Origin of the sequence: Micromonospora sp. WMMD975, assembly GCF_029581215.1 — a bacterium.
Classification (GTDB): domain Bacteria; phylum Actinomycetota; class Actinomycetes; order Mycobacteriales; family Micromonosporaceae; genus Micromonospora.
In genome coordinates, this window is sequence record NZ_CP120739.1 from 6,745,519 (window position 1) to 6,759,804 (window position 14,286).

Annotated in this window: 12 protein-coding genes and 1 pseudogene; 4 read left to right on the forward strand and 9 right to left on the reverse strand. The window is 67.8% G+C overall.

The window, feature by feature from the left end:
• Window positions 1-263 precede the first annotated feature (263 nt).
• The 4 genes and pseudogenes from O7613_RS30515 to O7613_RS30530 all read right to left on the reverse strand — a co-directional run.
• A complete protein-coding gene (locus tag O7613_RS30515) occupies window positions 264-1,448 on the reverse strand; it encodes an osmoprotectant NAGGN system M42 family peptidase (RefSeq protein ID WP_282291265.1) in 1,185 nt (394 codons plus the stop codon).
• Entirely contained in the window at window positions 1,445-3,283 is a 1,839-nt protein-coding gene (gene ngg / locus O7613_RS30520) for an N-acetylglutaminylglutamine synthetase (protein ID WP_281584895.1), read from the reverse strand. Before ngg ends, O7613_RS30515 begins: the two co-directional genes overlap by 4 nt.
• A gap of 2 nt (window positions 3,284-3,285) precedes the next feature.
• The gene (locus O7613_RS30525) at window positions 3,286-5,076 is read right to left on the reverse strand and encodes an N-acetylglutaminylglutamine amidotransferase (protein WP_282291266.1); all 1,791 of its coding nucleotides are present in this window, start codon (window positions 5,074-5,076) and stop codon (window positions 3,286-3,288) included.
• Between the two features lie 363 nt (window positions 5,077-5,439).
• Window positions 5,440-5,692, reverse strand: a pseudogene (locus O7613_RS30530) (IS1380 family transposase); the annotation flags it as partial.
• A gap of 201 nt (window positions 5,693-5,893) precedes the next feature.
• Here O7613_RS30530 and O7613_RS30535 point away from each other — a divergent pair.
• Both O7613_RS30535 and O7613_RS30540 read left to right on the forward strand, forming a co-directional pair.
• A complete protein-coding gene (locus O7613_RS30535) occupies window positions 5,894-6,547 on the forward strand; it encodes an SLATT domain-containing protein (RefSeq protein ID WP_282291269.1) in 654 nt (217 codons plus the stop codon).
• A 218-nt stretch (window positions 6,548-6,765) separates the two neighbouring features.
• Window positions 6,766-8,262, forward strand: coding sequence for a reverse transcriptase domain-containing protein (locus tag O7613_RS30540; protein WP_282291271.1), 1,497 nt, complete (start codon window positions 6,766-6,768; stop codon window positions 8,260-8,262).
• A 328-nt stretch (window positions 8,263-8,590) separates the two neighbouring features.
• Here O7613_RS30540 and O7613_RS30545 read toward each other — a convergent pair whose 3' ends face one another.
• The 5 genes from O7613_RS30545 to O7613_RS30565 form a co-directional block, all read right to left on the reverse strand.
• Complete coding sequence (locus O7613_RS30545) at window positions 8,591-9,184, reverse strand: hypothetical protein (protein ID WP_282291275.1); 594 nt, start codon at window positions 9,182-9,184, stop codon at window positions 8,591-8,593.
• Window positions 9,185-9,295: 111 nt separating this feature from the next.
• Complete coding sequence (msrA, locus tag O7613_RS30550) at window positions 9,296-9,955, reverse strand: peptide-methionine (S)-S-oxide reductase MsrA (RefSeq protein WP_282291276.1); 660 nt, start codon at window positions 9,953-9,955, stop codon at window positions 9,296-9,298.
• Window positions 9,956-10,031: 76 nt separating this feature from the next.
• The gene (locus O7613_RS30555) at window positions 10,032-10,445 is read right to left on the reverse strand and encodes an HIT family protein (protein ID WP_282291277.1); all 414 of its coding nucleotides are present in this window, start codon (window positions 10,443-10,445) and stop codon (window positions 10,032-10,034) included.
• A gap of 132 nt (window positions 10,446-10,577) precedes the next feature.
• A complete protein-coding gene (locus tag O7613_RS30560) occupies window positions 10,578-11,270 on the reverse strand; it encodes a nucleotidyl transferase AbiEii/AbiGii toxin family protein (protein WP_282291279.1) in 693 nt (230 codons plus the stop codon).
• Between the two features lie 2 nt (window positions 11,271-11,272).
• Complete coding sequence (locus tag O7613_RS30565) at window positions 11,273-11,599, reverse strand: hypothetical protein (protein WP_282291282.1); 327 nt, start codon at window positions 11,597-11,599, stop codon at window positions 11,273-11,275.
• Window positions 11,600-11,693: 94 nt separating this feature from the next.
• Here O7613_RS30565 and O7613_RS30570 point away from each other — a divergent pair, with 94 nt between their 5' ends.
• Both O7613_RS30570 and O7613_RS30575 read left to right on the forward strand, forming a co-directional pair.
• On the forward strand, window positions 11,694-12,836 hold the full coding sequence (locus tag O7613_RS30570) for a cystathionine gamma-synthase (protein ID WP_281584889.1): 1,143 nt from the start codon (window positions 11,694-11,696) through the stop codon (window positions 12,834-12,836).
• A 17-nt stretch (window positions 12,837-12,853) separates the two neighbouring features.
• A complete protein-coding gene (locus O7613_RS30575) occupies window positions 12,854-14,260 on the forward strand; it encodes an amidase (protein ID WP_281584888.1) in 1,407 nt (468 codons plus the stop codon).
• Window positions 14,261-14,286 lie beyond the last annotated feature (26 nt).

The window sequence follows — 14,286 nt, forward strand, 5'->3', positions numbered from 1 at the left end:
CTCGCGCGCGGGCCGGCTGGACTGTGGCCGGCACCCCGGGGGTCGGGTGGCTGTCGTGGTTTCGCCGCACCGCTGCCACACGGTCTCGACGATCGTGCTGTGCCCGCCTCGCGGCGGACGATGGTCACTGTCGAGGACAGCGGCTAGCGGACAGCCACCTCACGAGTCCGATTGCTATACAAGTCTGGACCACCTCCTTTCCCGTGTACCGCCACGCTATCCACTTCCCGGCGGCCTCGGCAACGGATTTCGATCACAGACGCCTACTCCACGCCGATCGGGCCCTCGCGCGGGCCGTCGACGTGGGCGGGCTGCACCGCCAGCGACGGGAAGTCGGCCAGGTCGCCCTCCGGCTCGGCGTCCCACTCCGGGAACACCAGCGGGCTCTGCAGATAGAGGCAGAGCAGTTGGGTGAGGTGGTGCAGGCCGTCCAGGTGGGTGCGCTCGTGGCCGTGGGTGGCGTCCACGCCGAAGCCGAGCAACGCCACCCGGGCGTGCGCCCCGGCCTCGACCGCCGACGCCGCGTCCGAGCGGTAGTAGTCGAACACGTCCCGGACCAGGTCGACGCCGTGCTCCTTGGCGATCGAGGCCAGGTTGCGGGTCAGGTGGTAGTCGAACGGCCCCACCCCGTCGCCCATGGCCAGGGTGGCGGCGTTCTCCCGGGACTGCTGGCCGGGCGCGACCACCGCCGCGTCCACCGAGACGATCTCCGCCACGTCCGGGTCCAGCCCGTGGCTGGCGCCGTGGCCGATCTCCTCGGTGACGGTGACCAGCAGGTGCGCGCTGACCGCCGGGGTGACACCGGCGTCGACCATCGCCTTGAACGCGGTGAGCACCGCGGCCACGCCGGCCTTGTCGTCCAGGTGCCGGGACTTGACGTACCCGCTGGGGGTGATGGACGGGTTGGGCAGCAGCGCGACGAAGTCTCCGGTGTCGATGCCGAGCGCCCGCAGGCCGGCCTCGTCGGTCACCGGTTCGTCCACCCGGACCTCCACCAGCTCCCAGCCGACGCCCTGGAGATCGACCGCCTCGTTGTAGCGGTGCCCGCTCGCCTTCAGCGGAAGGATCTGGCCGGTGACCACCCGGTCCAGGTCGTCGGTGAAGACCCGCACGTGCGCGCCCTCGGCGAAGCGGGCACTGTGCGTGCCGATCGGGTTGATCTCCAGCCGGCCGTTCTCCTTGAGCCGCTTGACCATGCCGCCGATGGTGTCGGTGTGCACCACGACGGCCCGGTCCGCCCCGGTCGACCGGGGCCCGGGCAGGCAGGCGCTCAGCGCCCCGCGCCGGGTCAGCGTGGAGCTGATCCCGAGCGCGGAGAGCCGTTCGCCCACGTACTGCTGGATGTGGTCGGTACGCCCGGACGGGCTGGGGATCTCCAGCAGTTCCACCAGCACCTGGCGCAGGTATTCGAGGTCGAGCTTGAGCGGTTCGGGTTTCCGTGCGGTCATGCCCCAGAGCCTGCCGCACCGGCCGGCGACCAGAGTCGCTGCGGTGCCCGCGTGCCCGGGAAGAGCAGGTCGACGAACCGTTCGGCGGTCGGCTGCGGCTCATGGTTGGCCAGACCCGGCCGTTCGTTCGCCTCGATGAAGACGTGTTCCGGCGCGTCCGGGGCGGGCACCAGCAGATCCAGCCCGGTGACCGGGATGTCGAGCGCCCGGCTGGCCGTCACGCATGCCTCCGCGATCGCCGGGTGCAACTCGGCGGTCACGTCGTGGATGGTGCCGCCGGTGTGCAGGTTCGCCGTCCGCCGGACCGCCAGCACCTGCCCCTCGGGGAGCACGTCGTGCATCCGGTAGCCGGCCTCGGACACCACCTCGCGGGTCATGCCGTCGATCGGGATCCGGGACTCGCCGCCGGTGGCGGCGGCCCGGCGGCGGCTCTGCCGTTCGATCAGCTCGGTGACGTCGTGGACCCCGTCGCCGGTGATCTGCGCCGGCCGGCGCACCGCGGCGGCCACCACCTCGTGGTCGATCACCACCACCCGCAGGTCCTCGCCCGCGCGCAACTCCTCGATCAACACGTCCGGGCAGAACCGCCGGGCCAGCTCGACGGCCGCGGTCAGCGCCTCCGGCGTCCGCACGCCGACGGTGATCCCGTTGCCCTGCTCACCCCGCGCCGGCTTGACAACCACCGGGCCGACGTCGGCCAGGAACGCCACGTCGTCGGGCTCGCCGGTGGCGGTGCGCCCGCGCGGCACGGACAGCCCCGCCTCGGTGAGGATGCGCCGGGTGACCCGCTTGTCGTCGCAGCGGCTCATCGCCACCGCCGAGGTCAGCTCGGACAGCGACTCGCGGGTGTGGATGGTCCGGCCGCCGCTCGTCAGCTTCAGCTCACCCCAGTGCGGGTCGGTCACCTCCACCCGGATGCCGCGCCGCATCGCCTCGTCCGCGACGATCTTCGCGTACGGGTTCAGCTCGTCGTACCCCTCCGGCATGGCGGGCAGGAAGAGCCGCTCGTTGATCGGGTTCTTCCGCTTGACGCAGAGCGTGCCGGTGCGGTGGAAGCCGAGCCGCTCGTAGAGCCGGATCGCGCCGGAGTTCTCCGCCAGCACGGACAGGTCCACGTACGCCCGGCCGCGCGCGTCGAGCCGGTCGGCGAGCGCGGTGAGCAGCGCCTGGCCGGTGCCGGGCGGCGCGGTGTTGAAGTCCACCGTCAGGCACCAGAGGCTGGCGCCGTTCTCCGCGTCGGCGAAGACCGCCACGTGGTCCACGCCGGTGATGGTGCCGACCACCTCGCCTGTCGCGTCCTCGGCGACCAGGTGCAGGAACCGGTCGGTGGCGGCGTTCTCCACCAGCACCTCGACCGGGGCGGTGACCATGCCGTTGCGGGCGTAGATCCGGTTCACCGCGTCCGCGTCGGCCGCGTCGCGCAGCGGCCGGATCGCCAGCCCGGGGATGTCCTCGCCCTCGGTGGCCGCCGGCCGGCGCTCGCCGAGCGGCAGCCGGTAGGTGAGCGACGGGTCGATGAACAGCTCGTCCGGCAGCCGGGAGACAAGCACGTGCGGGTCGCGCAGGTAGATGCAGATGTCCCGGGCGCCGTTGGCCTCGGAGCGCAGCACGTCGGCCACGTGGAGCTGGTCGGTGAAGGTCTGACCGAAGACCAGCCGGCCCCAACCGCAGTCGAGCACCACGCCGGAGGCGTCCGCGGACTCGGGCGACGGCCGGCGCGGCTCCGGCGTACCGGGGGCGACCGGGTCGCCGCCGGGGCCGGTGCGTTCCCGGCGCCGGCCCAGCACCCGTTCCCGGTCGGTGCGTGCCGTGCCGGTGGCGAGGGTGTCGGTCACGGTCAGTCGATTCCGTGGCTCTGGAGCCACATTTCCAGGAGTCCCAGTTGCCACAGCTTGTTTCCGTTCAACGGGGTCAGTTCGGCATTCGGGTCGGCGAGCAGCGCGTCGACGTAGTCGGCGCGGAACAGGTCGCGACGGCGCGCCTCCGGGGCGCTGAGCGCGTCGCGTACCCGGTCGAGCAGCTTGCCCTCCAGGTGGGTGAGTCCGGGTACGGGGAAGTAGCCCTTGGGCCGGTCGATGACGTCGTGCGGCAGGACCCGCCGGCCGATCTCCTTGAGCACGCCCTTGCCGCCCTGGGCCAGCTTCAGCTCCGGCGGGCAGCTCGCGGCCAGCTCGACGAACTCGTGGTCGAGGAACGGCACCCGGGCCTCCAACCCGTGCGCCATGGTCATGTTGTCGACCCGCTTCACCGGGTCGTCGGTGAGCATGACCTGGGTGTCGATCCGCAGGCCGGCGTCGACGGCGGTCTGCGCGCCGGCCCGGCCCAGGTGCGCGGCCACGAACTCACGCGCCGGGTCGCCGTCGGCCAGCCACGCCGGGTTGAGCACCCGGGCCAGTCCGGCCGCGTCGCGGTCGAAGAACGCCTTGGCGTACGTGTCGAGCGCCGCCTCCCGGTCCACCCCGGCCAGCGGCGGGTACCAGTGGTAGCCGCCCAGGATCTCGTCCGCGCCCTGGCCCGACTGGACCACCTTCACGTGCCGGGCGACCTCCTGGCTGAGCAGCCAGAACGCCACGCAGTCGTGGCTGACCATGGGCTCGCTCATGGCCGAGACGGCGGCCTCCAGCGGCGGCAGCAGGTCGCCGGTGGGCACCCGGATCTGGTGATGGTCGGTGCCGAACGTCTTCGCCACCAGGTCGGAGTAGACGAACTCGTCGCCCTCCCGGCCGCCCACCGCGTCGAAGCCGATGGAGAACGTGGCCAGGCCGGAGCGGCCCTGCCCCTCGCCGGCGAGCAACGCGACCACCAGGCTGGAGTCGAGGCCGCCGGAGAGCAGCACGCCCACCGGCACGTCGGCCACCATCCGGCGGCGCACGGCGGTGGTCAGCGAGTCGAGCAGCGCGTCCTGCCAGTCCCGCTCGGACCAGCCGGACCGCTCGTCGGCCCGGCCGAACGACGGGTCCCAGTAGACCCGCTCCCGGCTGGTGCCGTCCGCCTCGTACACCTTGACGGTGGCGGGCGGCAGCTTGGTGACGCCGCGCAGGATGGTGCGCGGCGGCGGCACGATGCTGTGGAAGCTGAGGTAGTGGGCGAGCGCCACCCGGTCGATGGTGGTGTCGACGCCGCCGCCGGCCAGCAGCGCCGGCAGGGTGGAGGCGAAGCGCACCACACCGGGGCTCTCGGCCAGGTAGAGCGGCTTGATGCCGAGCCGGTCCCGGGCCAGCACCAGACGGCCGGTGTCGCGCTCGCTGATCGCCACCGCGAACATGCCGATCAGGTGGTCGACGAAGTCGAGGCCCCACTCGGCGTACGCCTTGACCACGACCTCGCTGTCGCCGGCGGAGAAGAAGCGGTGGCCCTTCGCCTGAAGCTCCGCGCGCAGCTCGCGGTAGTTGTAGATGCAGCCGTTGAAGACCCCGGTGAGGCCCGAGCCCGCATCCACGATCGGTTGGCCGCTCGCCGCCGACAAGTCGATGATCTTGAGGCGCCGGTGTCCCAGCGCGGTCGGGCCCTGCGACCAGACGCCGCTGTCGTCGGGCCCTCGGTCACTCATCGTGGCCGCCATCCGCTCCACGGCCGAAACGTCGGCACGTGAACCGTCACGGCGGAACTCTCCCGCAAGTCCGCACATACGAGCCAATGCTGCCAGAGCTTGTTGCAGTTCGCCTGTTGAGACGATGACGAACGTGTGACAGCTTGCTACAGTGCGCCGTCACCGAGGGTGGTTGCCCGTCACGCCTTCGATTCCTGCCCTGCTGTCTCGGATGCCGGAAACGCGCCGGGCCCACGGTGTGACGAACACCGCAGGCCCGGGGTCCGCCAGCCTAGCTTCCGGTACGGGCCACGCCGACCGGGCAGCTCAACCCGTTCGGAACGGGCTGGCTATATGTGACCCTTCAACTCGGCCGCACCAGCCTCGCATAGCTCTCCTGCGAGGCCTCTTGTCTAGCGGCTCCCGCCGTTAGACAAGCGTGGCCCGTCGGCGCCGGAGCGGCGCTTCGCCGCCATCGGCGATCATCACCGGCAGGTCCACCGCGGCCCGGCTCGTGGCCGCTCTGCCGTTGCCTCAATGCGGCCAGGGCCTCGCCGAACGTGCCGGTCAAACCGGTCACATCAGGAACATCGGCCAGCAGCCAGACGGCGGCGTGTCCGACCACGCCGCGTCCCTCCGCGCTCACAGTGATCTTAGGACGGGTTCCGGTAGCCTTAACCTGGCAAGTGCCTTCCGTGACGGGCGATCTCGACAAACCGAATCATCTCGGATCAGAAGGTACTTCCTCATTCTCGATCATGAAACCAGGAAGCCTTTAACGAAGGGCCCAGGTTAGCTGCATCCTCATCTGCTGGAGCTGACTGATCAACTGGATCGGGACGTACGAGGGTGTGGGATGCACTCAGTGGTCAAGCACTTCGCGTACAGTGATGGCACGATTGGCTAGGATCCGTGATTGGGCGCGCGCCGTGCTGATTTAGTGAAAGTCAATTCCTCTGGGGAGGATATGAGTAATGCTGGCACCTGGGATCAACGCCTGGCCCAGTTGGAAGACCGAGCATATAGGACATACAAGGCTCGACTTGAGGCGTGTAAGCGCCTTGAGTCAAGATCGCGAGCGATAAATGGCCTTGTCGTGGCGCTATCGCTTTCGAGCCTTATCGCGGCCAGTGGCATGATCGCCGATAGCAACATTTACGGGCCTCATGGTGATGTCCTTTGGCTGTTCATCGCAATTCTAACTTTCGCTGGTTCGCTGACATCATCAGCCATGGGCTATGCCGCTAGAAGTCGTAACATGTTTCAGAACTATCGCAAGATACAACGTCTATCAGTCCGGGTGGAAAGCGCTAAAGGTGACCCTGCTCAGTTCACGAAGGAAATTTTCGAGAAGCTGAGTTCTGAGTATGACGATCTACTCGATGAGAGCGAGAATCACACTACCGCTGACTTTTTGCGCGCTCGATCGCAGTTTGCGCCGGCAACTAAGCCGAAGAAGTCTGAGCGCTTGCACGTTCTTGCATCCGGGACTCTTACTGGGATGCCTTGGCTCGCAGCCCTCGCCCCCGCGGCACTTGTGGTGCCGGCCATTAAAGCTTTTTGGCCCTAAGCCTGTACAAGCCCTGGACCTTACGTCTCTGCTCCGCTAGAATACTCTGCATCGTTCAAGAGAACGTAGGCTTTGACCCGGAGCTGGACGGCGCAACCGTCCTTTTGGATCATTGGTGAACGCCACCTGTGATCTGCATGCGAATGCAACTCTTTCAGGGTTCGACCAGCCGCACAGGACCCGCCTTGAGCGGGTCCTGTTGTTTCGAGGGGGTAACCGTGGAAGATTTCGCGACCACTATGACTCGTATAGCTCAGGCACGTATTCGTCGCTTCGAGCGTGCCGCAAAGCGGCACTACGATGAAATGGAGCGCGAAGCTCGCCGAGTGAATGCGGGTATTTCGAGAACCTCTTACTCTAAGCCTAAGTCGTGGTCGTTCAGGAAAGATTTTGATCCCTTTATTGTGAGAGCCCGCGCAGGTATTTATGCTCACGGGATCGGGCAATCCTTGAAGAACAAGACCTATACAGTGGGCGCGCCGTATGTTTTTAATGTCATGAAACCGCAAGGCGGTTCAAGAATGATTACATCATTTGGTATACCTGACGAAGCTCTTTCGAGGCGGACGTACAGGTCGCTGATGAGTAAGAATATGGGCGCACTCAGTGGTAGATCTTACGCCTACAGGGCCGACATCAATGTTTTCGATGCTATTACTTATATTTCAAGCGAGTGGCGCGATCATCCTCGCCTGTTTGTGGCAGAATATGACTTACAAGATTACTTTGGATCGGTAGATCATCGATACCTGTTCCGGCAGATGGAGATGCTAAATCTGCGTATGACCCCGCGTGAACGACTAATAATGGAGGCGTTTCTGCGGGTGCCTAACACTGATCGCTCAAGTGGCTTCCCGCAAGGAACCTCTATTAGCCTATTTCTGTCAGGCATTGCACTGTCGCCGCTAGACCGCTCTCTTGAGCGACTTAACGTGGGATTTGCAAGGTTTTCCGACGACATCTTGCTTTGGGGTGCCGACTACGCGGCAGTTAGAGCAGGGGTGGACATGCTCTTCGAGTGGTCAAATGAATCTGGAGTTGGCATCAGCAAGTCTAAGAGTCGAGGGCTCCAGATCCTTTCTCCAGCCGGCGTAATCGGCGGGTCGGAAATCCGAGACGTGGACTCAGTTGAGTTCTTGAGTCACAAGATATCACTGCGAAGCGTAGGGCTCGCAAAGCGGCCAGAACGCGATATTCGGCAAAGGATTTCGAGGCTCATCTATGCAAATCTTTTGCGGCAGCCGCTCGCTAAGACGCAGAACTTGGCACGACTTTCTAATGGAGTGGACCGCGACTATCTAACGTTGCTCTCACAGTTGCGGCGTCTTTTGTACGGTGGTCTAAGTGAACACCAGGTTCTCAGGTTCTCCTGTTCAGGTTATGTGCCACTCACCCATTTGACGGGATTCGTTGCTCGGCACCCGGTTGTAACTGAGGAAGGTAACTGGCGCGATTTGGACAGATGGCTTCGGCGGCAGATTTGGTTAGCTTTGAGGCGTCGCACCTCGCTTCTTCGGGAGGCTGGCTTTGCGGGATCATGTATCCCTTGGGGCGTTTCCGTTCATATGCTCAGTATTCAATCTTATCGCTCCAAGCGTACGTCTTCCCTTTTGAGTATGAGGGTTCCAAGCACTACACGGATGGCGCGCGTGGTTCGTAAAGCGACAGAATTGCATGGAACGAGGGTCACTGAACGACCGCGCGGAATTTATTAGTGGGCACCGAGTCTGTATGCTGAGCCATTTTCATCGTGACGGCGCAGGTCATGGGCGGTGCGGGAGGCGGGTGTCTAGTGCTCCAGCGGAGACGAACCTGGCTGCCGCTTCCGGTAAGACAGCAGGATTAGTGCCCCAACCGGGAGCCCGACAGCTATAGAAGCATCTCAATGTAACCGCATATTTGCGTCAGGTATCCCGGCCTGGCCGGGTCAATCTGACAGGGTGCGGCTGACGAAAGTAGATGTGTGTCTGCCTCTCCTGGGGCATGTATTGCCTGTCGCCCGTGGTTTTGCGATCTTGGCGAACGGGTTAGTGCTTCTCCGGCTCACGCGATGAATTTCGGGTCCGTGTAGCCCATCTGGCGCATCTTCGAGGCCGTGAACGCGACCACGATCTCGTCCCCCGGAATGAATACCCTTTGCGGGTCCGGGAACTGCGGCATACCGGCGACGAACCACACTGGGCCACCGTCGAAGTCCAACCGCAGAGCGGTGGGGACGTCTACGTCATGCGGTCGGCCGGTCACTTGACCGTTCGCCCGCATGACGGGCCCGATGGTGAAACGTTCCCACGACACCTGTGCATCGCGTACCGGCTGTCCCAGCACCGCTGTCCAGCGCGAATTGGGACTCGGGCCGACCCGTTCCGTCCCGTCCCGGTTAACATGGCGGTCAATCGGTTGCAGGAAGACCTCGACGCCGTACGGATAGAAGGTTGCAGTCCACGTCACCGTCACCGGACCGGCATCGGTTGCCAACTGGACGCCCATCACGGCGTGGTGCCAGTCGCCGAAGTCCCACTCGGTGTTCGGCCCCATGCCGCTCAGATCCCAATATCCGACAGAAAGGACGCGGCGGCCCCGCAGCGAGCCGACCCGGCGGTCGAAGTTGGCGCGCACCTCGGAATCTTGGACGGTCATGGGCTGCAGGATCTCCCCGCAAGTCTGGGCGCGACAACACCGTTTACGACCGGTGACGCGAGGGCCGCCGGTCGGGAATCCGGCGGCCCTGCGACGGTGGGACCAGAAGGATCAGGCAGTCTTGGCTACACCAACTGGACAAGTCATGCCATTAGGGCCATGATTACAATAACCACCCGGATTTTTGGTCGGGGCCAGGTACTGCTGGTGGTAGTCCTCGGCGAAGTAGTAGTCGCCAAGCGGGGCGATCTCCGTGGTGATCTCACCCTTGCCGGCCCGCGCCACGATCGGAGCGAACGCCTCCCGGGACGCCTCCGCCGCGGCGCGCTGCTCGTCCGTGGTGGTGTAGATCGCGGAGCGGTACTGCGTGCCCACGTCGTTGCCCTGGCGCATGCCCTGGGTCGGGTCGTGGTTCTCCCAGAAGACCTTGAGCAGGTCCTCGTAGGCGATCTTCGACGGGTCGTAGACCACCTGGACCACCTCGGCGTGCCCGGTCATGCCCGAGCAGACCTCCTCGTACGTCGGGTTGGTGGTGAAACCGCCCGCGTAACCGGCCGACGTGGTGATCACGCCGGGAAGGGTCCAGAACAGGCGCTCGGCGCCCCAGAAGCAGCCCATGCCGAAGACGGCGACCTGCGCGCCCTCGGGGAAGGGGCCCTTCAGCGAGGCGGGCAGCACCTCGTGCCGGTCGGCGACCGGCATGGCGAGCGGGCGGCCCGGCAGGGCCTGGTCAGGAGCGATCATCTCGGCCTTCATGCGGCGGAGGAACACGGTGGGACTCCTCTCGTGGCTTTCCCAGCGTGTGCAACAGCGCCGGTCCCCGGTTCCTTACCCGCCCGTCCCGCGCTCAGGCCAGCGCGGCCGAGATCCGTTGCGCGTAGCCGGTGGCCTCGTCGTCGTCGGCGTAGCGGGTGCGGGGCCAGAAGAAGCCGCGCAGCCCGTCACCCTTCGTCCGGGGCACCACGTGGGTGTGCAGGTGCGGGACGGATTGAGACACCTTATTGTTCATCGCCACGAACGTTCCACCGGAGCCGAGACCGGTCTCCACCGCCGCCGCGATCCGCTGCACCAGCCGGAAGTAGCCGGGCAGGGCGTCGGCCGGCAGGTCGGTCAGCGCCACCAGGTGGGTACGGGGCACCACAAGGACGTGCCCCTTGAACACCGGCCGGGTGTCGAGAAACGCCACCCCGTCCGCCTCGTCCGTCACCGTGAAGCTCGGCACCGCACCGCCCACGATCCCACAGAACACGCACCCGCCCATCCGCTCAGGCTAGCCCGAACCCCCTCCACGTTGCCCTCCTCCACCAAGCCCCGTCGATCATGAAGTTGGCAGCGAAAATTGGGACGCCAGCCGCCGTCAACTTCATGATCGAGGGCAGAGCAGATGGGGTTCTCAGAGGGCGTCCAGGTAGGTGTCCCAGTCGTCGTCGGGGATGCCCGGCGGGCCGGGTTCGCCGTTGGCGAGACGCGCCCGGATGTCGGCTTCCCACCGCCGCGCCCAGTGCCGCAGTTCTGCGATGTCGTCCTCACCGAGGCCGTAGGCCGCGAACGTCTCCACGTCGAGTTCGTCCACCCCGCCGAGCCGGTCGGCGAGTTCGTGAAGCGAGAATTCGGCGGTGTGCCGGGCGGCCAACGTTTCCAGTTCGGTGCATGCCAACAACGTGTTGGCGGCCCTGGCGTCGATGTAGTCGCGATGTGCGGCGCGATCGTGCAATGCCCTGATCTTGAGACCCACCGCGTCCTCTAATGCCAGCACCGGCCCGACGTGCAGCGCGGCCGGCGGACCGATCGCCTCCTTGAGCAGGTCGACCTCACAGTCGCCGGACGAACTGCTGACCAGCAGCCGGGCCATCCGCGGCGTCGCCTCGACCACACGGCATTCGAAGCCCGCGGCCCGGTACGCCGCCGCCAGGCGCCCCGCCACGAGAGGCAGCGGTAGGGCGGTGGCGGTGGCAAAGTCGATGTCGCGCGAGGGGCGGTGAACAAGATCATGTGCGACGAGAGCATAGCCGCCCGCGAGGACCAAGCCGAGCTCGTCCCCGGCGCGGAACCCGATGCTTAACAGGTGCGCGTGCAGATCGTCCACGGCTACGCGGTCAATCCCGGCATCCTGCTCTCCCACAGGGCGATGACACGCCGAGCGGTCAGCCGGCGGATGCGGGCCCAATCGCCGCGCAGGAGGACAGGGTTGACGAATCTGGCGATGTCCTCGCGCTGTCCGCAGTCCATCAGAGTGCGGTACAAGGTCAGTCGCTGCCCACTGTCCTCGATATCGAAAGTGGTCAGCCCGGTCCAGGCGAGTCTGATCGGCAAGCTGACCCGGCCGCGTTCGGGCCCCTTCAGCTCGTCGATGGACGTGGGGATCCGCTCGGCGACGCCGTGCAGGCGGGAGGGCAGCGCTTCGGTCGAACTCACCGGCCCAGTATGGCCGACCGGCCGACAACCTCGCGGTTGTGACCCGCGCCGGGTTCTCCGCGCCGCAGCGGACCGGCGGACTAACGTCTCGGTAATGAGTCACGGCTTCGAGACGCTCGCCATCCACGCCGGCCAGGACCCCGAGGCCCGCACCGGCGCGGTGATCCCCCCGATCTACCAGACCAGCACGTACGCCCAGGACGCCGTCGGCGCGCCCCGCGAGGGCTACGAGTACAGCCGCTCCGGCAACCCCACCCGGGACGCCCTGCAGGAGTGCCTGGCCGCGCTGGAGGGCGGTCCGGTGGGGCTCGCCTTCGCCAGTGGCCTGGCCGCCGAGGACACGCTGCTGCGGACCGTCTGCAAGCCCGGCGACCACGTCGTGATCCCGGACGACGCGTACGGCGGCACCTACCGGCTGTTCGCGAAGGTGGCCGAGCGGTGGGGCCTGGCGTACACCCCGGCGAAGGTCTCCGACCCGGACGCGGTCCGGGCCGCGGTCCGGCCCGGCGCCACCCGGATCGTGTGGGTGGAGACGCCGACGAACCCGCTGCTCGGCATCGCCGACATCGCCGCCCTGGCCGCCGTGGCGCACGACGCCGGCGCGCTGCTGGTGGTCGACAACACGTTCGCCTCGCCGTACCTGCAACAGCCGATCGCGTTCGGCGCGGACGTGGTGGTGCACTCCACCACGAAGTACGTCGGCGGTCACTCCGACGTGGTCGGTGGCGCGCTTGTCGCCGCCGACCGGGCGCTCGGCGAGGAGTTGCGCTACCACCAGAACGCGATGGGCGCCGTCAACGGCCCGTTCGACGCCTGGCTCACCCTGCGCGGTCTCAAGACCCTCGGGGTACGGATGGACCGGCACTGCGACAACGCCGAGCGGATCGCCGCCTGGCTGGACGGCAACGCGAAGGTCGCCCAGGTCCTCTACCCGGGCCTGCCGTCGCACCCGGGTCACGAGGTGGCGGCCAAGCAGATGCGTCGTTTCGGCGGCATGATCTCGTTCCGCGCGGCGGGCGGCGAGGAGCACGCCGTCGAGATCTGCAACCGGGCCCGGCTGTTCGTCCTCGCCGAGTCGCTGGGCGGGGTGGAGTCCCTGATCGAGCATCCGGGCCGGATGACACACGCGAGCGCCGCCGGCTCGCCGCTTGAAGTTCCCGCCGATCTCGTGCGACTGTCTGTCGGCATCGAGACGGTCGACGACCTGCTCGCCGATCTGGAGCAGGCACTGGGCTGACCGCTGGACGACGGAGGGTGGCAGTGCCGGACATCTTGCCGACGACCTGGGTCGGGGCGACCGCGAAGCAGATCGCCCGCGCGGTACGCCGCGGCGACGTCTCCGCCACCCAGGTGGTGGCCGACCACCTCGACCACGTGTCCCGGGCCGACGCCGAGCTCGCCGCGTTCCGCACGGTACGCGGCGGCGAGGCGATCACCGAGGCGGAGAAGGTCGACGAGCAGGAGGAGTTGGCCGACCTGCCGCTGGCCGGGGTGCCGGTGGCGGTCAAGGAGAACACGCCGGTGGCCGGCCTGCCCACCTGGAACGGGTCGGCCGCGATGCGTACCGGCGTGGCGGAGGCCGACCACGAGGTGGTCCGCCGGTTACGCGGCGCGGGCGCGGTGATCCTCGGTGTGACCCGGATGCCGGAGCTGGGCCTGTGGGCCCTCACCGACGACGACAGCGGGGTGACCCGCAACCCGTGGGACCCGGCGCGTACCCCCGGCGGCTCCTCCGGCGGCGCCGCCGCCGCGGTGGCCGCCGGGATGGTGCCGATGGCGCACGGCAACGACGGGTTCGGCTCGATCCGGATCCCGGCGGCCTGCTGCGGCCTGGTCGGGCTCAAACCCGGCCGGGGCGTGGTGCCCTGCCAGCTCGGCGCGGACGACTGGTTCGGCCTCACCGAGCACGGCATGCTCACCGGGACGGTGGCCGACGCGGTGGTCGGCTTCTCGGTGCTGGCCGGGCGCCGACCGGCCACGCTGGTGCCGCCGCCGCGGCTGCGGGTGGGCGTCTCGCTGCGTTCCCCGGTGCGCGGCGTCTCCGCGGACGCGGCGAACCGGGACGCGGTCGCCGCCGCCGGCCGGCTGCTGGCCGGCGCCGGGCACGACACCGTCCCCGCCGACCCGGTCTACCCCACCCGGCTCGGCCTCCAGGGCATCGCCACCTGGTTCGCCGCCGCCGCCGCGGACGTGCGGGCCGCCGGCGTGGCCCCGCGCCGGCTCCAGCGGCGCAGCCGCCGGCACGTCGCGCTCGGCGAGTGGGCGCAGCGCCGCGGGTACGTCCGGGAGGCCGACCGGGCCGCCTGGCGCGAGCGGTCGGTGCACTTCTTCGCCGACCACTCGGTCGACCTGCTGCTCACCCCGGCGCTGGCCGGGCCGCCGCCGGAGGCCGCCGGCTGGTCCGGCCGCTCCTGGCTGGCGAACATGACGACGAACATCAGGTACGCCCCGTACGCCGCGCCGTGGAACATCGCCGGGCTGCCGGCGATCACGATCCCGGTCGGCCGTCGCCCGGACGGGCTGCCGGCCGCCGTGCAGTTCGTCGGGCCGCCCGGCTCGGAGCTGCTGCTGCTCGGCGTGGCCGGCCAGTTCGAGATGCAGGCGCCGTGGGCGCGGCACGCACCCGGCTATCCCCGCGTCGGGACGCCGGCCGCCGCCTGAACGCGGCTGTGGGTCCGACGTCGGCG